Genomic DNA, 24,139 nt, shown 5'->3' on the forward strand with positions numbered 1-24,139 from the left:
CGTAGATGAAGAAAATCTTAGTATTAGGCGGGACCCGGTTTTTTGGCCGTAAATTAGTGGAACTTTTATTGGAGCAAAAGCATGAAGTAACAATTGTCACGCGCGGAATGTCGGAAAATCCATTTGGCGATGCAGTAGAGCATATTAAAGTGGATCGAAAAGATACGGCAGCTTTTGAGAAAGCATTGGAAAACCGTACATTTGATATTGTTTATGATAATATTTGTTATTCGCCAAACGAAGCAAAACAGCTGTGCGATCTGTTCAATGGGAAAATCGGCAAGCTTGTTTTCACATCTACATTAGCTGTATATGAAGCAGATGGCAAGCCGCATTCTGAAGAAGATTTCGATCCGACTTCATATGGCATTATCATGGGGGATACACATGAATTTACGTATGGTGAAGGAAAGCGTCTGGCAGAGGCGGTATTTTATAAATTTGCCGAGTTTCCTGTAGTTGCAGTTCGTTTCCCAATCGTCATGGGAGAAGATGATTATACGCGCCGTTTGCATTTCCATATTGAGCGCATAATTAATAAGGAACCAATCGGATTTTTAAATATGGATGCAGAAATGTCCTTCATTCAGGCAACAGAAGCTGCCCTTTTTTTACAGTGGGCAGGTAATGATCATGTTGTGGAAGGACCGATTAATGCGACAGCAAATGGGGTCATTTCTTTAAAAGACTTCATTTCTCTTATTGAAGAAAAGTCAGGCGAACGTGCTAAAATAGCATTGCTTGGGACAGAGGAAATCCGTTCACCATACGCCATTCCAGCCACATGGTATATGAAAAATGACAAGGCGGAGCAATTAGGATTTTCGTTCAGTCAGCTTGAAGAGTGGCTGCCTCCATTAATCGAGCAAATTGCAGGAACTACGGCAAAACAGTAGTCATTGAATGAAGGTAGTACTTTCAATTAAAATGAAGTGAGATTAACGATAAGGTAGGAATGAAACGTGTATAAATTTATTGCAAGAGTTGTATATGGAATATTAGGGGTTAACGGGTCCAAGGCAAAGGTATATGGAAAAGAAAATATACCGAAAGAAGGCGGCTTTGTCGTTGCCTGTACTCATAATGGCTATATCGATATTTTGAACCTGGGGATATCGATGCTGCCAAAAGAAGTACATTTTATGGCTAAGAAACAACTGTTTGATGTAAAAGGGTTAGGCTGGCTAATTACGAGATTGAATGCATTCCCGGTGGATCGTGACAATCCGGGACCAAGTGTTATTAAAATCCCTCGTCAGCTTATCAAAGAAGGAAAAGTAGTCGGAATCTTCCCGAGTGGAACGAGAAGCTCGGAAAACTCGGAATTAAAAGCCGGTGCAGTGACGATTGCCCAGTTGGCGAAGTCAGAAATTTTGCCGGCTGCTTATATCGGTCCGAAAGATGCGAAAGGTGTATTCAAACGTCAAAAAGGCTATTTAATTTACGGTAAGCCATTTACGGTTGGCGCAGGAAAAGAAGGCCGTGAACAATCCGTTCAATTTTTGGAAGATGAGCTGAACCGATTAACAGAGCATTTGAAAGAAATGCACCCAGAAGTAAAATAACAGAAGCTGCGCGGAAACTTTCGTGCGGCTTCTTTATTAGGAGTGGAAAAGAGATGAAGCAAGTACTATTCGTATGTTTGGGCAATATTTGCCGTTCTCCTATGGCAGAAGCTGTTATGCGTGATTTAATCGCTAAACGCGGTTTAACGGATAAAATTACAGTCGACTCAGCAGGCACGAGCAATTACCATATTGGGGAACCCCCGCATAAAGGGACAACGGCGAAATTACAGGAATACGGAATTATGACAACCGGTATGCTTGCAAGACAGTTACGCACTTCCGATTTAGACAGCTTTGACTATATTGTCTGTATGGATGAAAGCAACGTGAAAAATACGATTGAAATGCTGCGTGCAGAAGCAGATGCAAAAGTGTTCCGTTTCCTTGATTTGACGACACATCAAAAAGATGTTCCCGATCCTTGGTATACGGGAGATTTCCAGGAAACGTACGACCTATGTTTAGAAGGCTGCGAGGCATTGATGGAAAAAATTGAAGCGGATTTATAAGGAAAAGCGAAGTGGGCATCATCCGTTTCGTTTTTTATTATTCTTTGGTTGGTTAACTAATGTTATTTTCTACTGTCTGTTATAAGAAGCACAGTTAAGGGTAATTATATGGCAAAGTATGTAAAGATTCATATGGAGGGAATAGCTATGGATGTGAAAGGAAGACGAAAAAGCAGTAATGTGGAAGATCGTCGGGGGATGAGTGCCGGGAAAATCGGCGGAGGTCTTGGCGGAGTCGGGATAATTATTGCTATTATTTTCACATTACTTAATGGCGAAGATGCAGGGGATGTTGTTTCGGAAGTATCAAAGAGCATTACACAAAACGGTGCAACTTCTGAAAACTATGAACCGACCGCTGAAGAAGAGGAACTTGCGGAATTCGTTTCTGTAGTACTCGCGGATACAGAAGATATATGGCAACAATTGTTTGCTGATAATGGGATGACTTACGAAAACCCGACGCTCGTATTATTTACGGATAGTGTAAGCTCTGGGTGCGGGATGCAAAGTGCTGCGGTTGGACCATTTTACTGTCCGGCAGATTATAAGCTTTATATTGACTTAAGTTTTTATAAAGAATTAAGAAACCGGTTTGATGCACCGGGTGATTTTGCGATGGCTTATGTAGTTGCACATGAAGTTGGTCACCATGTCCAAACATTATTGGGCACATCCGAACAAGTACATGCGCTAAACGGAAAAGTATCACAAGCCAAGTACAATGAAGCGGTGAAACGTCTGGAACTTCAGGCGGATTATTATTCAGGTGTATGGGCGCACCATGTTCAGGACAAGGGCTATTTGGAAGAAGGCGACTTTGAAGAGGCGTTAACGGCAGCAAATGCCATTGGCGACGATACATTACAGATGGAAGCGCAAGGATATGTCGTCCCGGAAAGCTTTACACATGGTACAAGCGAGCAGCGGATGCGCTGGTTCAAAAAAGGCTATAATGCCGGTACACTTCAAGGCGGGGATACATTTAGCTTAGAGGCTTCCCAATTATAAACGTGACCTATAGCATAGAAAAAATGCTATAGGTTTTAACATTTTTTTATGCAGAGTAATTTAAAATTATTTCAAGTTTATGTATAATAAATAAGTTAAATATATTTTTTCGTTTTTAAATAACGTTACTAATAGAGTATGAAAGAGAGTGAACAAAATGGGTCGTAAGTGGAATAACATTAAAGATAAAAAGGCTGGGAAAGACGCAGCAAATAGTCGTATTTACGCTAAATTCGGTCGTGAAATTTACGTAGCAGCAAAATCAGGTGAACCAAACCCGGAATCTAACCGTGCACTGAAAACGGTTTTAGAACGTGCAAAAACTTATTCTGTACCAAAACATATTATTGAAAAAGCAATCGACAAAGCAAAAGGTGGCGGCGATGAGCAATTCGATGAGTTACGCTATGAAGGTTTCGGTGTCGCTGGTACAATGGTAATCGTTGATGCATTAACAAACAACGTAAACCGTACAGCTTCTGAAGTACGTGCAGCATTCGGTAAGAATGGCGGTAACATGGGCGTATCTGGTTCAGCGGCGCATATGTTCCAAAATACAGCTGTATTCGGAATTGAAGATAAATCAGAAGATGAGATTCTTGAAATTTTAATGGAAGCGGATTTAGATATGCGTGACATTATGGATGAAGAAGGCACAATTATCGTTTATGTTGAGCCGGAACAATTCCATGCTACACAAGAAGCATTTAAGGGTGCAGGCATTGAAGAATTTACTGTAGCAGAGTTAACGATGCTGCCAATGACAGATGTTGCTTTAACTGGTGATGATTTAGTGAAATTTGAAAAAATGATTGATGCATTGGAAGATTTGGAAGACGTGCAACGCGTGTACCACAATGCTGATTTAGGAGAATAAAAAATGTAAGCCCAAAGATGATTCTTTGGGCTTTTTTTGTGCTTTCATCAATTCTGGAAACTAACGGGAAATTGATAGTGCTATTTTCTTATTATTCATTAATAACATATAGTATTCATTAAAAGACATTGCTTTTAATTAATCTTTAATTCAAAATAAATTTAACAATTAAATATTATATTAGGAGATTAAATAGGCTATGAAAAGAATGGATAAATTAGGTAGTAGAATCATATTGATGATTGGCATTATTTTCGCCGTTATTTTACTATTAACAGTTATTATGCTTCAGTTTAATTCAGCACGTTCAGTTCAGTCATCAGTGAAGGAACGTACGATAGAAGTAGCTAGTAATATTGTAAATTACATAGATGTACAAAAGTATGAGCAGCTTATTGAAGAACCAGAAGAAAATGCAACATATTGGGCATTACGTGAACAGTTGAATGAATTACGTGAATACAATGGTGTCATGTATGCCTATACCTATTTTGTACCAGAAGAAAATGGGGAAGTTACATTTTTAGTTGATGGCATGCCGGCAGATGATACTGAAAATGCCGGGAAGCTGGGTGACGCATCGGGTTCTACAAAGTACGAGCATATTGAGCGCGTTATCGAAGACGGCCAATTTGCATCAGACCTTTTAAGCAGTGATTTTGGTGAATATATTACCGGTATTGTTCCGATTAAAAATGATGCAGGGAAAACGATTGCCTATTTAGGTGTTGATATCGATGCATCGTATGTTTCATCGTTAACAAAAAATGTAGCAAAAGAGATTGTCCCAATTATTGCGCTCATTTTCATTATTATTTTTATAGTAGCTTTAATCGGTATTTATACTTATATCCGTCGAGCGTTATCGCCATTACAAACATTAAATAAAGCAGCAGAAAATCTAGCTTCAGGTGATATTGTTGAATCACAGGCTATGTTGGATAAGCTGAATTTTAAAACGAATAATGAAATTACAGCATTCGCAAAAAACTTCCAAAGCTCGCTTGTCGAGTTATCAGCCACATTCCAAGTATTGAAGGAACGTACAGATGGGCTGGGAGAAGTAGTCGATCTAATCGAAACATCTACGGAACGTGTGAACACATCAAATGAAAAAATGGTGGAAAATATCGCCACGATATCACACAGCGGGACATTACAGCAAGTAAGCAATAATGAAGTAAATGCTGCGATGAATGAAATGGCAATCGGCATTCAGAAACTGGCCGATACATTTAATGAGATTGCTGAGATTTCTTCCGATATGACGAGCCTTGTTGAAGATGGTGCACAAAGTTCCGGTAAGGTAGTTGGCCAGATTCAAGGGGTAGAAAAATCGGTAGAAAATACGGCTAAGCTAGTAAAAGAAATGGGAGAAAACTTCCACTCAATTAAAGAAATGGTAACAGTCATTACGAATATTTCGGATCAGACGAATTTACTGGCGCTTAATGCAGCAATTGAAGCAGCACGTGCCGGAGAGGCAGGAAAAGGATTTGCGGTTGTAGCTGATGAAGTGAAGAAGCTGGCTGAAATGTCCCGTACATCTGCGGAGGAAATTTCGGGTCATCTCCAAAAATTCTCGCATATTACGGATCGATTACTAGTTGAGATTGATATGACAACAACAGATGTTAAAGAAGGAACGATGGCAGTAGGTGAAATTGGTCAACGCTTAGATCAAATTTTAAATTCTGTATTGAATGTCAATAATCGAATTCAGGACGATTCAGCAGTTGTTGAGCAAATGTCAGCAGGTGCAGAACAAATTTTAGCTTCGACTGAAGAAATGAGTCGTTTAGTAAATGATACATCCGACTATGCAAAACATTTGGCTCTTGCTTCTGATGAACAAACACTCGTAGTCGATGATTTAACAAAAGCGGTTGAAGAATTGGATAACCATTCACAACAAGTTGTATTGGAAATGAATAAGTTCAAAATATAATGACTGGCATAAGCAGCTGAGACCTTTTCTCGGCTGCTTATTTTTTATGTCTATTAGCCTAAAATAAAGCTAGATAAATATTCTGAAAATAATTGCAATTTATGCCATAATCATAAATAATAAAAGAGGGAATTTCGAATTCCGAATGAAGTGAACAGATGGGGTGAATGAGTTTGGTAACATTTAAAGACTTTGATTATAAACGACCGGATTTAGAACAAATGAAAGAACAGACAGCAGCATTATTAGAGGAATTTAAAGCTGCAACTACTGTAGATGAACAAAGCGAAGTTATTGAAAAATTAAATGCGATTCGCAACACATTTTCTACAATGGCTAATATCGTCTATGTACGTGCATCAATTGATACAAACGATGAGTATTACCAAAAAGAGCGTGACCATTTCGATGAAGTAAGCCCAATGGCAGATGAGCTTGTATTTAATTACTATACGGAACTAGTAAAATCGCCATTCCGTGCTCAACTGGAAGAAAAATGGGGTACGCAACTATTTGCATTAGCTGAGAACTTATTAAAAGGTTTCTCGCCTGCAGTAATCGAGCTTATGCAAAAGGAAAACAGATTAACGTCTGAATACAGCAAGCTAGTTGCTTCTGCTCAAATTGAATTTGATGGCAAAACTTTGACATTGGCACAGCTTGGGCCATATGCAGAATCTACAGAGCGTGATGTTCGTAAAGCAGCACGTGAAGCGAGTGCAGATTTCTATGCTTCAAACAAAGAAAAGTTCAATCAGATTTATGATGATTTAGTGAAGCTTCGCCATGAAATTGCGACAAAATTAGGCTTCAAAAACTATGTAGAACTTGGCTATGTCAATATGAACCGTGTTGACTACAATGCAGAGATGGTTGCCAAATTCCGCGAGCAAGTGCGTGAAAGTATCGTACCGCTTGCAACAAAACTGTATGAGCGCCAAGCAGAACGCATCGGTGTGGAAGACTTTAAATTCTATGATGAAGGCTTAACATTCTTAACAGGAAATGCCGTACCTCAAGGTGACCCGCAATGGATTATCGATAACGGTAAAAAAATGTACGAAGAACTATCTAAGGAAACAGGCGAGTTCTTCAACTATATGATCGAGCATGACCTGATGGATTTAGTTGCGAAAAAAGGTAAGGAAAGCGGAGGATACTGTACGTTTATCGAAGACTACGAATCACCGTACATCTTCTCGAACTTTAACGGCACATCCGGAGATATTGATGTACTGACACATGAGGCAGGACATGCATTCCAAGTGTATTCAAGCCGAAATATTGGAATTCCGGAATACTTATGGCCGACATATGAATCAGCAGAAATTCATTCTATGAGTATGGAATTCTTTACATGGCCTTGGATGGAGCTATTCTTCAAGCACCAAACAGATAAGTATAAATTCTCGCATTTAAGCAGCGGGTTACTATTCTTACCATACGGTGTAGCAGTAGATGAATTCCAGCATGTCGTGTATGAAAATCCACAAATGACACCAGCAGAGCGCAATGCTGCATGGAAAGAAATCGAAGCGAAGTATTTACCGCATCGCGATTATGACGGTCATGACTATTTAGAATCAGGAGCTTTTTGGCAACGACAAGGTCATATTTATTCAAGCCCATTCTATTATATTGACTACACGTTAGCGCAAATTTGTGCATTCCAGTTTTGGAAACGTTCACGCGAAGACTTTGATGGTGCTTGGAAAGACTATCTGCATTTATGCAGTCTTGGCGGGTCATTTGCTTTCACAAAACTTGTTGAAGAAGCGGGCTTAATCTCGCCATTTGACGAAGGCTGTGTGGAGTCGGTTGTAGGTACAATCGAAGACTATTTAAATTCAATTGACGATAAAAGGCTATAAAAGTTAAGAGGTTTGTTCCGCAAAGACTCCTTTGCGGAAGAAACCTTTTTTATTTTTTGTATTTTATGAACCTTTATGGCATGCTAAAACGTACATAGTTATAGTAAAAATATAAAGTAAAAGAAAGTTTGGGAAAGAGAGTGAGCCGATGACAAGAAAACTGTGGTTCCAAGTTGGCGTAGGTATTTTATTAACATTATTAATTATTAAATACTTTATTGAAATTCATTCGATATTTAATCCGATTATCATCATTTTTACGACAATACTTGTACCGTTATTACTCGGTGGGGTGCTCTATTATATTTCAGAGCCGTTACAGCGTATATTGGAAAAACGGGGAATGCCGAGATGGGGTAGTTTAATAACGATTGTTCTTATAATTGCGGGTTTATTCGCAAGTTTTTTGATTTTGGTTGGTACTCCAATTGCAAACCAAGTAAACAGACTTGTTGAAAATGCACCGACGATCGCTAAGGATATTGAAGAAGCAGCTGATTTTATTTTAGATAATAAGGAAAATATTCCGATGTTACCTCCGCAAGTAGAAGAGTTTATAGCATCTGTAACCAATTCGATACAAGACATTGCTGTCGCAAGTAGTAAATATCTTGTTTCTTTCTTAAGTGGGGCGGTAACCGTCACATTAACATTAGTATTAGCACCATTTTTCTTCATTTTCATGTTGAAAGACCATGAAAAATTCGCTCCTCAGATTTATGGTATCTTTTCTGGGGAACGCCGCACATGGGTGAAAAAAACATTAGAAGAAATTGATAACGTATTAAGAAGCTATGTACAAGGACAAGTATTGGTCAGCTTTTTACTCGCAATCATGATGTATATTGGCTATTTAATCATTGGTTTGGAATATTCATTATTACTTGCCTTATTTGCATTTTTTATGAATATGATTCCATTTATCGGTCCGTGGCTTTCCCTTGTACCGGCAGTGATTGTAGCACTTCTGAATAATCCGTTTGACGTTATTTGGGTTGGTGTTGTAACGCTTGTCGCACAGCAAGTAGAAAGTAACTTAATCACACCAAATGTTATGGGACGATCTTTGGATATTCACCCGTTGACAGTCATTTCAATCGTATTGGCAGCAGGTAATATTGCCGGGTTTATCGGAATTCTGATTGCGATCCCTACGTACTGTGTCATTAAAGTAATCGTTCAAAATATTTATGAAGAACGAAAACAGATTAAAGAGACTGCCAATAAGACGATATAACCTAGTTTATATGGCTAAGTTGCGGAGCATATGTGATAAGCATATGCTTCGCTTTTTAATTTTCGCCGGACACTGTATACTTAATAATTGAAAAGACATTTAAAAGGAGCAGACAATGCTAACATTTGAACAAAAACAAGAAATTATCGAATCATTTCCTCAGTTGACTAAAAAGGAAATTTCATTAAAACGTGTGAACTACCACTTTGAAGAAAGTCTTTACGAAAAATCGATTGTTGTAGAAAAGTTGCATCCAAACGGCAATGGCTTTGTTTTCGTAGGCGACTTATTGAAATATGAAAAAGAAGCTGGCGATAACGGGCTTGTTAATATTCGCGACTATAGTGAAGAAGCGTTACGTGAAATAGTGCGCGACTCGATTAACTATTTATCTGAGGAAGAAGAAGAGATTTTACCGATTGTCGAGACATGGACATCGCGTGAAGGAACAAAACTAGAGCTGGAGTTTAATGACCGTTCTTGGAATATTTACCATCAAGGAAATTTAGAGGAATCTTTCGGTACGCGTGAAGACGCTGTCGCTTATTTACGTGAGGAAGGTTTCCGACTTTCAAAATAGATAAGTGAGGGAATTGAAGAATGACACAACAGAATTCATCGAAAGAAATGTCCGGAAATAAAATGGTCAAAATTATCGTCGGTACAATTTTAGTAGCATCCATTGTGATTGTCATTGCAATTCAAGCATTTTACATGTTGTGGGAACCTAAAGACCCGAAACAAATCGAGTTGAACAAAAGTGAAGAGTCGAGCAATGTAAGTTCAGTTATGCTTCCGTTTGAGGAGCAGCTGTATTTAGGTTAGGCAGATTGCTTCAATTTCTAAAATCCTTTTCGTCGGTATAGCGGCGGGGGGATTTTTTTGTTTGAGGTGCGGGGCGGTGGTGTTGGTTTTCTAATAAAGGCAACGGAAGTATTAATATCCACACTATTTCTTCTAATATCTTCACCAATTGTTCTAATAAACTCAAACCCGGTTAGCCGGCCCCCTATAAATAAAAGAAAAGTCACCAGTTTCACCCAGTCTTCTAATAAAAGCAACGGAATTTTTAATTCCCCCGACAAATGTTCTAATAACAGAAACAAAAAAAGCCGCCCAGCCCACTTACAACAGGCCGGACGACTATTTATTAACATTATCTCGTATTCTTCTTAAACGGCAGCCACCAGTTCCAGTCGCCAAACAGTTTCATGAAGCTTGGGACAAGCATCAGGCGGATGACTGTTGCGTCAATAGCAATAGCGATCGCAATACCGACTCCGATTTGCTTCACGGGCATGACATCCGTAAATGCGAATGCTCCTGTAATGACAATCATAATAAGCGCTGCCGATGTAATGATTTTACTTGTCGAGACAAGTCCATCGACCGTTGCCTTCGTATTAGTTGCCCCTTTTAAATATTCTTCCTGAATACGGGAAATTAAAAATACTTCATAGTCCATACTTAAGCCGAACACTAAGCAGAAGGTCAACACCGGAATAATCAATACAATTGTCGTTGCTTCCAAACCGAAATGGCCATATTGGAAAATGTATACAAGAATACCGAATGTCGCACCTAAGCCAAGGATATTCATTAAGATTGCTTTCAACGGAATTAAAATCGAACGGAATGCAATCATTAAAATGAAGAAGGTAGATACAATGATAATCGCAATGGCAATAAGTACTTTGCCGGCAATCTCATCAAAGATTTCCTGATTGAATTTCGCTTGACCGGACAAAGCGAAATCGACGCCTAAGTCTTTTTCACTCCAGTCGCGTACAAAATCCTGAGCTTCAAATGAAGAACCTTCAGCATTTAAATAAGCGACCATATACATTTTGTCTTCCTGAATAAAGTTTTCCGCCACTTCATCCAGTGCACCGGGAGCTTGTGGGTTGCTGTTCGCCATTTCCCACATTTCAACGGACTCAATATTGGCTACAGTAAACATCGATGTTACACGACCGACAAGAGGGTCATCCAACAGCTGCTGCTGAATATCGAATATTTTTTCGCGTCCTTCTTTCGTATCCCAAGCAGCGGCATCTTCATTTTCTGCCAGAAGGAATACCGGTGTATTATCGGCAAGCCCAAACTGTTCATCGAGCGTATCAAAGGTTTGGCGCGATTCATATGATTCCGGCAATGATTCCGTAGAAGGGATCGTTAACTCGATATCTTTGATCGGCACCATTGCAACACATAACAGAATGATGGCCACAACAATAATTGTGACAGGTCGTTTCATGACAAAGGCGGCGAACTTCTGCCAACGAGAGGCAGTCGCTTTTATTCGGAAAACACGGCCTTTATTTAAACGGTCACCAAGAAGCATCAATGTTGCCGGTAAAAGTGTAATACCAGTTAAGACAGCCAGCAACACGACAATTGATCCGCCAAGCGCGATGTTCATGAAAATTTCCACATCAATGACGATCATTGCACCAAGACCAATCATGACACAAAGCGCTGAGAAGATAATCGATCGTCCTGCTGTTTGGATAGCAATTTGAACTGACTGCTCAATGGATTGTGTGTTGCGTTCTTCACGGTAACGGTTAATAAGCAGCAAAGCAAAATCAATACTTAAAGCTAACCCGAGCATTGGGACGATATTTAAAACGAAAATCGATAAGTTCACACTATCGCCTAAAAGAGCCAATAGACCAAGTGTGATGACAACCGTGGCACCGCCAACTAAAATAGGCAGTAAAGAAGCTACAATCGTACCGAATGCTAACAATAAAACGATTAAAGCAATCGGAAGACCAATCGTTTCAGCTTTAATTAAATCATTTTGACTTGCTACATTAATATCCTTTGAAATAACCGGTTCACCTGTAATGGAAATACCGTTAACTTCGCCGAGCTTTTCACGCAACTCGTCAATAATAGGGAAGTAATCATCTACCGAATTATCAAACTCCAGCATTCCATAGGCATAGCCGTCTTTATTTAATTCTTCGACACCTACAGGAGATGTTATTGTTTGAATTTCTTCAATTGTTTCTAATCTTTCAAGGGCAGACGAAATTTCCTCATCTGTTTTATTTTCAAACAGCACAAAAATCGTTTTTGCGGGTAAATTGAATGTATCCGATAACTCGTGCGTTACATACGAGTGGTCGCCATCATAGAAAAACCCATCCCCTTGCAGTTTAGAAGGGAGTTGAAGCGCAAAAAATGCTAGAACAACTAAAATTGCACACCATAGTAGAACGATCGGTTTTGCAAATTTTGTAATGAATGCTGCGAACTGTTTCATAAATTACCGCCTTTCTTTTTCCATAAATACAGTGTAATGGATTCATAGAAAAAAAGAAAAGAGGGAGGTTTGTCCGAAAAAAAATTTCGAAACATACCTCTCCTCTTTACTAAAAGAATAGATTTAATACTGTATAAATAATCGCTGCCATTACAGCAGAAATAGGCATTGTAATAATCCATGTTGTGACAATTTTACGAGCCATACCCCAGTTTACGCCTTTTACATTTTGAGCTGAACCAACACCCATAATTGCAGAAGAAATAACATGTGTTGTTGATACAGGCAAGTGAATTAATGTTGCACCGAAAATGATGGATGCGGAAGCAAGGTCTGCAGCAGCACCATTTACAGGACGGATTTTCATAATTTTGCCGCCAACTGTTTTAATGATTTTATAACCGCCGATTGATGTACCAAGACCCATTGCTAAAGCACAGGCAAAACGTACCCAACCCTGTACATCATCCGTTGTTTGCAAATTCGCTGCAATCAGTGCCATCGTAATAATACCCATCGCCTTTTGAGCATCGTTTGTCCCGTGGGTAAATGATTGAATGGCAGCAGTGAAAATTTGCATAATACGGAAACCTTTATTTGTTTTATATAGGTTCATATTCTTAAAAATGAATTTCATTATTGTCATCATTATATAACCAGCACAAATCGCAATGATTGGTGATGCTAATAAAGCAATGATGATTTTTGTGAATCCGCTATAGTTTAAAACCCCGACTCCAGATGCTGCAATGGCAGCACCTGCAATCGAACCGATCAATGTATGAGACGAACTTGATGGAATTCCAAAATACCAAGTGACTAAGTTCCAAGTGATCGCTGATAATAGAGCGGCCAAAATAACAACAGTACCGATTAATGGTGCATCAGGTGTAGATAATGTAAAAGGGTCAACAATATCTGACGCAATCGCCTTTGCAACACCTACGAATGTAATGGCACCCAAGAAATTCATAAACGCTGCCATGACTACCGCTACTCGAGGAGGTAGCGCACGTGTTGAAACGGATGTTGCTATCGCATTTGCCGTGTCATGAAAACCATTAATGAAGTCAAATGCAAGTGCAAAAAAGACTACTAGGACAGTAATGATAAGTAGTGTATTCATTAAAAGGACTCCTCATTAATTACGCATTACGCATAATAATTGTTTCGATTGTATTAGCAACTGTTTGACAGTAGTCGGCAATTTCTTCTAACTGTTCATAAATATCTTTGAATTTAATTAGACGAATAGGATCTTTTTCGTTTAAAAACAGCTTTTTAATAGAAGAACGTAAAACTTCATCACATTCACGCTCATAATCTTTAATTAAAATTGCGTGTTGACGCATCCCAACAAGATCTTTTTTGTTTAATAGTTCCATCGCTTTAACGATTTCATCAGTAGATTTGGCAATATATGCTAGGAAATCGCGCATCGATTCATCGATTTCTGTTAATGAAAACATTTCGAAATGTGCAATCGTACCTTCTGCACCATCTAACACATCATCCATACGAATTGCTAATGATAAAATATCTTCACGCTCAATTGGCGTCATAAATGATTTATTAAGCATGACAATTAATTCATGAATTAATTTATCACCTGCTGTTTCGTATTGCTTCATACGAATGCTAATTTCCTTTAAGTCTGCAACCGTTTCAATGCGGAAATCATTTGCATAATGGATACCTTCACGCATATTTTCAGCAATTTTCAATAAGGCTGAAAAAAACGGATCTTGCTTCTTTGAACTAAACATGGAATGCCTCCTGGATATATATAATTAAAATAATTTTAAAAATTAACCTCAATTATCATAACAAAAACTTAAAAAAATCTATACAAATTTTACTCTAACCTTATCAATCTTTACAATTCTGTAACAAAAGGAAAAGGTGAATAAGTAATTATTTTTAGTCGAAAGATAGAAAAAATACAACTAAACGAGTAAACTGTTTTGGTATTATAGTAAATTTTGTAGCTCATTTTCCAAAAATGGCTTCGCATTCAAAAAGCGTACAAATTCGTCATATTTTAATCGCTGCTCACTTGTTGGCTTCTTCCCGGTGAAATAAGCACGTATTAAAATATTCTTTGGAGTATTTTCCATATCGATAAATTCCAATAACTGTGTATCATAGCCGACAAGTGATAAAAGTTCAGCGCGAATTGAATCCGTAGCCAATGCGGCAAAGCGCTCCTTCACTAAGCCATGCTGTGTCATAATCGATAATGCAGGTGCCTGCAGCTGACGGTTCAATTCATGTTGACAGCAAGGAACACTTAAAATAACTTTTGCGCCCCATTTTACAGCACGGGCTAATGCCATATCTGTCGCAACATCACAAGCATGAAGGGTTACGACCATATCTACAGAAGTTTCTTCATTGAAGTCATTAATATCCCCAACTAAAAACTGTAGATCTTCATATTGTAAATCTGCTGCAATCCGGTTACATTCCTCAATCACTTCCTTTTTGAGGTCAAGGCCTGTGACATGTATATCAAGACCCTTTTCAATTTTTAAGTAATGATACAAAGCGAATGTTAAATAGGACTTACCAGAACCGAAATCTAGTATTTGAATAGTTTTATCTTTCGGCAAATGGGCTAAAGAATCATCGATAAACTCAACAAAGCGATTGATTTGTTTAAACTTATCGTATTTCTGTTTCTTTATTTTCCCATCCTCTGACTGCACTCCTAAACGGACTAAAAACGGGTGAATACGGGAATCATCCAATAGATATTGTTTTTTTCGGTTATGGGATAAGTTCACTTGTTTAGTTGTCGCATTTTGATCAGATTTCCAAAGCACTTTATTTTTCTTCGAGAGTTGCACTTGTACAGTCTGCTCCTGAAACTCAGCATGTACTTGCCGGAACTGTTCAAAAAGAGCATCGAGCTTCGCGGCTAAATCTTCAACTGTTATATTTTCATGCTTTAAAATGCGCTCATATTGATATTCCAGTTGGATCATATATTCTCCGCGAATTTCTACGGGCTTGAGTTTGACCCGTTTTAAGTCACTGGATTTTTGACGTGGCTGGCTAATAGTTGCTTGAAGTAGTGTTTTATTAGAAATGAGTGCATGAAGCCGCACTTTCATTTGTTCGAATTCCATAAAAACCGCCTTTTCTTTTTTCAAAATATTGTTTCCCTATAGTATCATAATGCGCTTATATGTTGTCATTGTACAGGCTTTTGAATTGTATGTTACGATGGGGAAAAACTATAGATGGTAGCAAGGAGGCAAAAATTTGAAAGATGTTGAAGTATTAATTGAACGCGGTGTATTAGTTGGCGTCAATTTACAAAAGGATGAGCATTTTGATTACTCAATGGAAGAGTTGGAAAATTTAGCACAAGCTTTAGATGTAAAAGTTGTCGGCATGGTGACGCAAAATCTAGAACGTGTGACACCTTCACATTATGTAGGTACAGGGAAAATTGAAGAAATTAAGGCGTTCTTTGATGAAACAGATGCCAACATTATTATTTTTAATGATGAACTCTCACCGTCACAAATCCGTAATTTAGAGCGTGATTTACAATGTAAAGTAATTGACCGTACAATGCTGATTTTAGATATTTTCAGCCGCCGTGCAAAATCACGTGAAGCGCAATTACAAGTAGAGCTCGCTCAATTACAGTATATGCTTCCGCGTCTAGTTGGGCTCCATGCTTCACTATCCCGTCAAGGGGGAGGAACAGGCGGCGGCTTTAAAAACCGTGGTGCAGGGGAAACAAAACTTGAACTTGACCGTCGTAAAATTGAAGATCAGATTTCGAAAATCAAGAAAGAACTTGAATCCGTTAAAGAACAGCGTGAAACACAGCGCAAGCAACGCCGTAAAAATGCAGTACCTGTCGTATCAATTGTAGGTTATACAAATGCAGGAAAGTCCACGATTATGAACCAGTTACTTGCGAAGGCGGGGCAAGATGATACAAAGCAAGTGTTTGAAAAGGATATGTTGTTCGCGACACTTGAAACTTCAGTCCGTAATATTGAACTGGAAGATAATAAATCCTTTTTACTGACTGATACGGTTGGTTTTGTTAGCAAACTGCCACATCACTTAGTAAAAGCATTCCGATCGACATTGGAAGAAGCACGAGAATCCGACCTGCTGCTGCATGTTGTAGATGTATCAAATGAAGAATACCGTTTTATGATGGAAGTAACGAATGAAACATTAAAAGCGATTGATGTTGAAAATATTCCTACTATATATGTATACAATAAATCCGACTTGGCTGATGTGGAATATCCATTAGTTAGCGGGGACAATATTTGGCTTTCTGCGAAGGAAGATGTAGGACTGGAAGAGTTGCTTCAACAAATCAAACAACAAATTTTTGCTAATTATGTTACATGTCAAATGCTTATTCCATATAATCAGGGTGGAATTGTTTCCTATTTAAATGAGCAGGCAACTGTTTTAGAAACGGAATATGAAGAAGAGGGTACATTATTAACGCTTGAACTTAAAGAGGCGGATTATCAGAAGTATGAAATTTATGTGGTAAAGTAATAATGGAGATAACAAGCTAAAGTACGTTGTGGTTGCATCGTACTCTAGCTTTTTTTATTAAATCTTTATCTAGTTGAAAAGTCAAAATAATTTCTTTACTGAATTAATTGTTTTATAATACAAAAATCCTGTTGTGGTAATTTGTTCTATTTATCTGAAAATAATGAAAAAACATAAAATTATAACATTTTGATTATTTGTTGATTTTAATCAACTATTAGGCTAAAGTGTTCAAGTATATTATTTCAAATGTCAGACAACAGACGACGGAGTTTATTGTCAGAATATTTATTAATCGGGAGGATTTCAAATGTATTCAAAAGAAGAAATTGTGAAGTCCGTTCCTCAAACTGGTTTTGTCGGTCAACCTAAAGGGTTGTTTACACTATTCTTTACAGAGTTTTGGGAACGTTTTTCATATTATGGTATGCGTGCCATTCTACTATTCTACATGTACTATGCAGTTAAAGATGGTGGATTAGGACTAGATCGTACGCAAGCTAACATCATCATGTCGATTTACGGTTCATTAATCTACATGTCAGGTATTATCGGCGGGTGGATCGCTGACCGTATTACTGGTATGCGTAAAGCGATATTCTATGGCGGAATATTAATTATGATTGGTCATATATTATTGGCCTTGCCGCTTGGTGTATCAGCATTATACTTATCGATGTTCTTTATCATCATTGGTACTGGTTTATTAAAGCCAAATGTTTCATCAGTAGTTGGTGACTTGTATGCAGAAAATGATGCACGTCGTGATTCAGGATTCTCTATTTTCTATATGGGTATCAACATGGGTGGTTTCCTGGCACCTTTATTAGTTGGTTTATTCCAAAAAAACTGGGGCTTCCATGCAGGATTCAGTGTCGCTGCGGTAGGTATGTTCATCGGTTTAGTTGTTTACTTAATGTCACAAAAGAGCCTTGGTTTAGCAGGTTCTGTAGCACCTAACCCACTATCAGATAAAGAGAAGAAAACGACAACACGTAACTTCACAATTGGTGGTTTAATTATTGTAATTTTAGGTTTTGTAGCTTACCAAACAGGTAACGCAAGCATTGAAAACTTCTCATTATTAATTACATTCTTAGGTGTAATGATTCCTACGTTATTTATTATTTATATGTATCGTAGTCCAAAAACAAATGCAGACGAAAAATCTCGTCTATTAGCATATATCCCATTATTCATTTGTGCGGTAATGTTCTGGGCAATTGCTGAACAATCTTCAACAGTCATTGCAACGTTCATTGATACTCGTACAAACTTAAATTTATGGGGCTTTGAAATTCCGGCTGCATGGTTCCAGTCATTTAACCCGTTATTCATCATCGTTTTAGCGCCAATGTTTGCGCTTATGTGGACGAAATTAGCGGATCGCGGACCATCAACTCCGAAGAAATTTGCTTTATCTTTATTCTTTGCAGGTATTTCATTCTTCGTAATGATCGCAGCAATCGTTTTAACTCCAGAAGATACGTTAGTAAACCCACTTTGGGTTGTATTCTCAATCTTCCTGTTAGTATTAGGTGAGCTATTGCTTTCACCAGTTGGTTTATCAGCTACAACGAAATTGGCACCAGCTGCATTCGCAGGCCAAACAATGGCGTTATGGTTCCTGGCATCAGCTGCTGCACAAGCAATTAATGCACAGTTAGTTCGAGTTTACGGAATCGTATCTGAAACAACTTACTTCGGTGTATTAGGTGGTTTATCGGTTGTATTAGGTGTTATTATCCTCCTGATTTCGCCAATCATCTCTAAAGCAATGCGCGGTATTAAATAATTAATAATCATCAAACCTTTATTTACAGAATTTCTGTAAATAAAGGTTTTTTCTTTTGGTCAATAAGGAATAATAAAAGTTAACTACTTAAAAAGGTAGTCTGTGGTATATAATGGGATTGGGATGATACTTAAAGAAGCGCTATAAATTCTTTCAGTAAGGAAGTATCGATTCTTCACATGAACTTCTTTCAGCGATTGTCAAAAACTTTTGCCGAAAGAGACCCATTTGGGTTAATTTCGCTACATTTGGTCGAAAATAACCGGGGTAACCGATATATGTAGAACATTCCCGATGGTTACACATCTTTTTCAAAAATCATGCGACAAAGCATGATTGCGGAGAGACACTAAGTAAAGCAAGGCGTTTTTAAGTATGAAGAAAAGTAACTATAGGGGAGGCAGAATTATGTTAGAATCAGTGACGATTAAAGAATTAACGACAATTGAACAAATTGAAGAGGCACGAAAGCTAGAGCATGAAATTTGGGCTGTCGGCAGCATTCCAGTACATCAAACAATTGCGACGATTCGCAATGGCGGGATTGTACTCGGTGCATATTTAAATGATGAAATAATTGGTTTTAACTATAGTTGCCCTGGATATATGGATGAGAATATATACTTATATTCCCATATGATTGGTGTGAAGCGTAATTATCGTGAGCAAGGCGTTGGAGAATTGCTTAAAAATTACTTAAAGGATATCGCAATAGAGCGCGGTTACAGAACTTGCCGCTGGACGTTTGATCCACTTGAAGCGCGCAGCGGATTTTTGAACTTTTCAAAGTTGCGTAGTTATAGCGATACTTATATAGAAAATTGCTACGGTGAAATGGAAGACCCGTTCAATCGGGTATTGCCTACAGATCGTCTTTGTGTAGAGTGGCAACTTGTTGATAATGATTACTTGCGCTGGGATGCGAAAGTGGAAGAATTACTGGATGAAGCAAAGCCGGTAGTGAATTGGGAAGAGAATATGGTAGGCCTTCCGACATTGGATCCGGAGCAAAAGTTTAATAAAGAAGAGGCGCTTATTCATGATGCCTATCTGTTACCTATCCCTACGAATTTCCAGAAAATCAAAGTGGAAAGTGTTGCGTTGGCAGAAGATTGGCGCTATAAAACGAGAAATATTTTACAGGCAATGTTTGATCAAAATTATAAAATAATTTATTTACACAAAATAAATGATAATATTAGCCATTACTTACTTGTAAAGCGTTCATTATTTGCTCTTTAATTTATCAGTGAATGATGTCGCAGCTAAATATTATTAGGAGCAATAAAGATGAAATTAGTAGAAGTGACAATACATGAGCTAGTGATGCGAATGAAAACTCCGTTTACGACAAGCTTAGGGACTATGCAAGACAAGCGTTTTATAGTTGTGGAAGCGACGGATGAAAGTGGTGTAGTCGGCTGGGGTGAGGGGGTTGCATTTGAAGAGCCTTCCTACACAGAAGAAACATTTAAAACTTCACTTCATGTATTGGAGGATTTTTTGATCCCTTCATTACTCGGGAAAGAATTAATGCATCCGGATGATGTGTATGAGCGATTCCGTACGATCCGACGCAATAACATGGCGAAAGCGTCGATTGAAGGCGCGGTGTGGGATATTTATGCTCAATTGACGAACCGATCGTTGGCAACGGCTGTTGGCGGTGTCCAGGAAAAAATTGAAGTAGGAATCAGCATCGGTTTACAACCTACAGATGAACAGCTGGTCCATACAATTCAGCAGTTTTTGGATGAAGGTTATAAGCGTATTAAAGTAAAAATCAAACCGGGAAAAGATATTGAGCTGATCCGAACAATACGGCAAGCATTCCCGGCAATTCCTTTAATGGCAGATGCAAACTCTGCGTATACATTGGGTGACATTGATCGATTAAAAGAGCTGGATGCATTCAATTTAATGATGATCGAGCAGCCATTAGCGCATGACGACCTTATCGATCATGCCATATTGCAAAAGCAGATAAAAACACCGATTTGTTTGGATGAGAGTATTACTTCTTTAGAGGATACGAGAAAAGCGATTCAACTAGGAAGCTGTCAGGTGATAAATATTAAAATTGCGCGAGTTGGCGGTATTAGCGAGGCGAAGCGTATCCATGACTACTGTATGGAACACCATATTCCTGTGTGGTGCGGGGGAATGCTGGAAGCGGGTATTGGCCGTGCGCAAAATGTAGCACTGACAAGTCTTGCAAATTTTATAATGCCTGGGGATACGGCTGCTTCTGAACGCTATTGGCATGAAGATATTATTCAACCGGAAGTAACCGTTACAGATGGATACATTACCGTTCCAAAAACAAAGGGGCTTGGCTATAATGTAAACCGCGAAGCAATAAATAAGTACAGTATAAATAAAAAAACATATCGCATGTAAATGTAAGGCCACAATTTTAATAATTGTGGTCTTTTTTCTATTCAATTTTTTTCTATTAGAATACATACGGGATGTTGTATATAAAACGAAGAATCGCTCTAAAAATACATTTTTCAATATATTCCTCTTTTAATACAAGTTAATGTAAATTGTCTGTTTGATTTTCATTATTAGCAATTATATAATGATGTAGGGAAAGAGTTGATTCTCATTTTCATTTAGAATTTACGCAATTTAAATAAAGTTAAAATATATATAGAATAGTGGGAGAATGTAATGAGACTTTGGATGCTCGTAGTAGCGACCATCGTCCTGTCCTTTTTATCATTGTTTATCGGAGCTATCGACATTAAGCCATCTGATTTATTAGATTGGGATTCAGATAAAATGCAAATTTTCTTAATGAGTCGAGTACCGCGATTAATGGCAATTATACTTGCCGGGGCAGGGATGGGTATTTCTGGATTAATTATGCAAAGCTTAAGCCGTAACAAATTCGTATCGCCGACAACATCTGGTACGCTCGATGCGGCAAAGCTAGGTATCGTTGTATCAATGATATTTTTCACAAGTGTAGGATATATGGAGAAGATTCTCTTCAGTTTTACATTTGCACTCATCGGTATGATGGTTTTCATGCGTCTTCTTGAAAGCATTAAATTCAAGGACGTTATTTTTGTGCCCCTTATCGGGATTATGTATGGAAATATTATTGGTGCCATTTCAACATTTCTTGCGTATGAAGCAGATGTGTTACAAAGTGTGGATACATTCTTTCTAGGGAGCTTTACGCTTGTTGTATCAGGTCGCTATGAATTGCTTTATGTAGCAGTACCTGCAATTTTCCTAGCGTACTTATATGCCAATAAGTTTACAGTGGCTGGTATGGGTGAAGATTTTGCCAAAAATCTTGGCTTAAGCTATCGTACCGTATTGAATCTTGGTTTAGTACTGGTAGCGATTATATCCACTACAGTTGTCTTGACGGTAGGAATTATACCTTTCCTCGGGTTAATCGTACCGAACTTGGTTTCATTATATATGGGGGACAATTTACGTAAAACAATTCCACATACTATTTTCTTAGGTGCAGCATTCCTATTAATGTGTGATATTTTAAGTCGTTTAATAGTATACCCGTTTGAAATACCAGTAAACACAACTGTTGCGGTAATCGGCAGTGCAATCTTCTTAGTAATGTTGTTTAGGGGGAAAGCATATGCGAAAAAATAGTACGAAGCTAATCTTCTTAGCAATTATCGCATTAGTGTGTATAGCGTTATTTGCTTTTTACAATATTCAAGGCGGATTCAGTTATGCCTTTCCAAAGCGATTAGAACGTATTGCGGCAATGATTATAACTGGTACGGCGATTGCTTATGCGACCGTTACATTCCAGACGGTTACACATAACCGTTTACTGACACCTTCAATGATGGGTGTCGATTCGATGTATGAAGTAGTGCAAACGATTATTTTCTTCTTTGCAGGCTCAGCATCAATCTTTGTAGTAAGTCGTTATTTAAACTTTGGTTTATCAATTGTGGCGATGGTAATTTTCGCCCTGATTTTATATCGATTCTTGTTCCGTGCAGATAAACATCCGATCTTCCTGCTTTTACTTGCCGGAATGATTATCGGGACATTGCTCGGCAGTTTTGTAACATTTTTACAAGTAATAATCGACCCGGTAGAATATGAAAGCTTACAGTCGCGTTTGTTTGCTAGTTTCATGAATGTGAAAACAGAGCTGCTACTCATTGCGGTCATTATATTAGGGGCTTCATTTATATACGGTTACCGATTATTGCGTGATTTGGATGTCATGTCACTAGGTCGAGAGAACGCAATAAACTTAGGTGTAAATTATGATAGAATAGTATTGAAAGTATTAATTTTATCTTCAGTTTTAATTGCAACATCTACTGCGCTAGTTGGTCCGATTACATTTTTAGGTTTAATCGTTTCAAACTTAGCCTATCAGTTTTTTGCTACGTACAAGCATTCCGTTTTAATAGTGGGTGCGAGTTTAATTAGTATTATTGCACTTGTCGGTGGGCAGTTCTTAGTACTGCATGTATTCCAGTTAAGTACAACGATCAGCGTTATTATTAACTTTGTCGGTGGACTTTACTTTATTTACCTAATACTGAGGGAAAGTAGGAAAGCAGGATGATTGAAATTAAAGGGCTTTCTAAAAGCTTTGGAAAAAAACCGGTCGTTGAGGATGTCTCATTAACTATACAGCCAAAAGCAATCACTTCATTTATCGGACCGAATGGAGCAGGTAAATCAACATTATTATCAATGGTAAGTCGATTGCTTGATGCAGATACAGGTGAAGTATTTTTAGATCAAAGTGATGTTAAAAAAATGAAGTCCAATGATTTTGCGAAACGTGTTGCAATTTTACGTCAGTCAAATCATTTAAATGTGCGTTTAACAGTTCGTGAGCTTGTATCATTTGGTCGTTATCCATACTCAAAAGGTCGTTTGACTCCGGAAGATGAACAGCATATTGACCGTGCGATTGAATATATGACATTAGGTGATATGGAGCATAAGTTTTTGGATGAACTATCTGGTGGTCAAAAGCAGCGTGCCTTTATCTCGATGGTAATTGCTCAGGATACGGAATATATTTTATTGGATGAGCCATTAAACAACTTAGATATGAAGCATTCTGTTCAGATTATGAAAATTTTACGCAAGCTTGTTGATGAATTAGGCAAAACAGTAGTAATTGTTTTGCATGATATTAACTTTGCTTCCGTGTATTCAGATCGCATCGTCGCATTAAAAGATGGTCGCCTTGTAAAAGATGGCCCAACAAATGAGATTATTAACTCAGAAGCATTACGAGAAGTATATGATATGCATATTCCTGTGCAAGAACAAGATGGATGTCGAATTTGCGTATACTTTAATTCACATAGTTAAATAAAAATGAGGATAAATGCATAGGTTTTGCTCGCTTATGCATTTATTTTATGAATTTAATTGAGAATGAATATTAGTTTCAGAATATTCGTTGACAACTATAGGCAGTTGATTTACACTAACGTTAGTTAATTGAAAACGATTATCACTCTCGCTTGAGGGTA

21 protein-coding genes are annotated in these 24,139 nt (G+C 38.0%); 17 read left to right on the forward strand and 4 right to left on the reverse strand.

Annotated features, from left to right (window positions below):
- Positions 1-5 precede the first annotated feature (5 nt).
- The 10 genes from M3166_RS17160 (at position 6) to M3166_RS17205 (ending at position 9,846) form a co-directional block, all read left to right on the forward strand.
- Entirely contained in the window at positions 6-896 is an 891-nt protein-coding gene (locus tag M3166_RS17160; RefSeq protein WP_251691208.1) for an NAD-dependent epimerase/dehydratase family protein, read from the forward strand.
- Positions 897-962: 66 nt separating this feature from the next.
- Complete coding sequence (locus M3166_RS17165) at positions 963-1,565, forward strand: lysophospholipid acyltransferase family protein (RefSeq protein ID WP_251691210.1); 603 nt, start codon at positions 963-965, stop codon at positions 1,563-1,565.
- 53 nt (positions 1,566-1,618) lie between these two features.
- Positions 1,619-2,077: a low molecular weight protein-tyrosine-phosphatase gene (locus M3166_RS17170; protein ID WP_251691212.1), complete on the forward strand. Its 459-nt coding sequence runs from the start codon at positions 1,619-1,621 to the stop codon at positions 2,075-2,077.
- Positions 2,078-2,224: 147 nt separating this feature from the next.
- The gene (gene ypfJ / locus M3166_RS17175; RefSeq protein ID WP_251691213.1) at positions 2,225-3,088 is read left to right on the forward strand and encodes a KPN_02809 family neutral zinc metallopeptidase; all 864 of its coding nucleotides are present in this window, start codon (positions 2,225-2,227) and stop codon (positions 3,086-3,088) included.
- Positions 3,089-3,245: 157 nt separating this feature from the next.
- Positions 3,246-3,965, forward strand: coding sequence for a YebC/PmpR family DNA-binding transcriptional regulator (locus M3166_RS17180; protein WP_251691214.1), 720 nt, complete (start codon positions 3,246-3,248; stop codon positions 3,963-3,965).
- 199 nt (positions 3,966-4,164) lie between these two features.
- Positions 4,165-5,913, forward strand: coding sequence for a methyl-accepting chemotaxis protein (locus tag M3166_RS17185; protein WP_251691215.1), 1,749 nt, complete (start codon positions 4,165-4,167; stop codon positions 5,911-5,913).
- A 167-nt stretch (positions 5,914-6,080) separates the two neighbouring features.
- Positions 6,081-7,784, forward strand: coding sequence for a M3 family oligoendopeptidase (locus tag M3166_RS17190; RefSeq protein WP_427713863.1), 1,704 nt, complete (start codon positions 6,081-6,083; stop codon positions 7,782-7,784).
- Positions 7,785-7,932: 148 nt separating this feature from the next.
- The gene (locus tag M3166_RS17195; RefSeq protein ID WP_014822503.1) at positions 7,933-9,021 is read left to right on the forward strand and encodes an AI-2E family transporter; all 1,089 of its coding nucleotides are present in this window, start codon (positions 7,933-7,935) and stop codon (positions 9,019-9,021) included.
- A gap of 115 nt (positions 9,022-9,136) precedes the next feature.
- Positions 9,137-9,601 carry a hypothetical protein gene (locus M3166_RS17200; RefSeq protein WP_251691219.1) on the forward strand — a complete coding sequence of 155 codons (465 nt, stop codon included), beginning with the start codon at positions 9,137-9,139 and terminating at the stop codon, positions 9,599-9,601.
- Between the two features lie 20 nt (positions 9,602-9,621).
- Positions 9,622-9,846 (forward strand): hypothetical protein, encoded by a 225-nt coding sequence (locus M3166_RS17205; protein WP_251691221.1) that lies wholly within the window; start codon positions 9,622-9,624, stop codon positions 9,844-9,846.
- A 331-nt stretch (positions 9,847-10,177) separates the two neighbouring features.
- Here the strand turns inward: M3166_RS17205 and M3166_RS17210 are convergent, their stop codons facing one another.
- From M3166_RS17210 to M3166_RS17225, 4 genes are all read right to left on the reverse strand, one after another.
- Positions 10,178-12,295, reverse strand: coding sequence for an MMPL family transporter (locus M3166_RS17210; protein WP_251691223.1), 2,118 nt, complete (start codon positions 12,293-12,295; stop codon positions 10,178-10,180).
- 109 nt (positions 12,296-12,404) lie between these two features.
- A complete protein-coding gene (locus tag M3166_RS17215) occupies positions 12,405-13,421 on the reverse strand; it encodes an inorganic phosphate transporter (RefSeq protein WP_251691225.1) in 1,017 nt (338 codons plus the stop codon).
- Positions 13,422-13,440: 19 nt separating this feature from the next.
- Positions 13,441-14,061 (reverse strand): DUF47 domain-containing protein, encoded by a 621-nt coding sequence (locus tag M3166_RS17220; protein ID WP_008405849.1) that lies wholly within the window; start codon positions 14,059-14,061, stop codon positions 13,441-13,443.
- 204 nt (positions 14,062-14,265) lie between these two features.
- Positions 14,266-15,426: a class I SAM-dependent methyltransferase gene (locus M3166_RS17225; protein ID WP_251691227.1), complete on the reverse strand. Its 1,161-nt coding sequence runs from the start codon at positions 15,424-15,426 to the stop codon at positions 14,266-14,268.
- Positions 15,427-15,562: 136 nt separating this feature from the next.
- Between M3166_RS17225 and hflX the strand changes: the two genes are divergently transcribed.
- The 7 genes from hflX to M3166_RS17260 all read left to right on the forward strand — a co-directional run bounded on the left by hflX (position 15,563) and on the right by M3166_RS17260 (position 23,975).
- Entirely contained in the window at positions 15,563-16,840 is a 1,278-nt protein-coding gene (hflX, locus tag M3166_RS17230; RefSeq protein WP_251691229.1) for a GTPase HflX, read from the forward strand.
- Between the two features lie 310 nt (positions 16,841-17,150).
- Complete coding sequence (locus M3166_RS17235; RefSeq protein ID WP_251691231.1) at positions 17,151-18,635, forward strand: peptide MFS transporter; 1,485 nt, start codon at positions 17,151-17,153, stop codon at positions 18,633-18,635.
- A gap of 408 nt (positions 18,636-19,043) precedes the next feature.
- Positions 19,044-19,877: a GNAT family N-acetyltransferase gene (locus M3166_RS17240; RefSeq protein WP_251691233.1), complete on the forward strand. Its 834-nt coding sequence runs from the start codon at positions 19,044-19,046 to the stop codon at positions 19,875-19,877.
- A gap of 48 nt (positions 19,878-19,925) precedes the next feature.
- Positions 19,926-21,035: an o-succinylbenzoate synthase gene (gene menC, locus M3166_RS17245; protein ID WP_251691236.1), complete on the forward strand. Its 1,110-nt coding sequence runs from the start codon at positions 19,926-19,928 to the stop codon at positions 21,033-21,035.
- A gap of 276 nt (positions 21,036-21,311) precedes the next feature.
- A complete protein-coding gene (locus M3166_RS17250; protein WP_251691237.1) occupies positions 21,312-22,268 on the forward strand; it encodes an ABC transporter permease in 957 nt (318 codons plus the stop codon).
- Positions 22,255-23,211 (forward strand): iron chelate uptake ABC transporter family permease subunit, encoded by a 957-nt coding sequence (locus tag M3166_RS17255; protein ID WP_251691239.1) that lies wholly within the window; start codon positions 22,255-22,257, stop codon positions 23,209-23,211. Before M3166_RS17250 ends, M3166_RS17255 begins: the two co-directional genes overlap by 14 nt.
- Positions 23,208-23,975, forward strand: coding sequence for an iron ABC transporter ATP-binding protein (locus tag M3166_RS17260; RefSeq protein WP_079523338.1), 768 nt, complete (start codon positions 23,208-23,210; stop codon positions 23,973-23,975). The genes M3166_RS17255 and M3166_RS17260 overlap by 4 nt, the downstream gene beginning before the upstream one ends.
- Positions 23,976-24,139 lie beyond the last annotated feature (164 nt).

Origin of the sequence: Solibacillus isronensis (genome assembly GCF_023715405.1) — a bacterium.
Classification (GTDB): domain Bacteria; phylum Bacillota; class Bacilli; order Bacillales_A; family Planococcaceae; genus Solibacillus; species Solibacillus isronensis_B.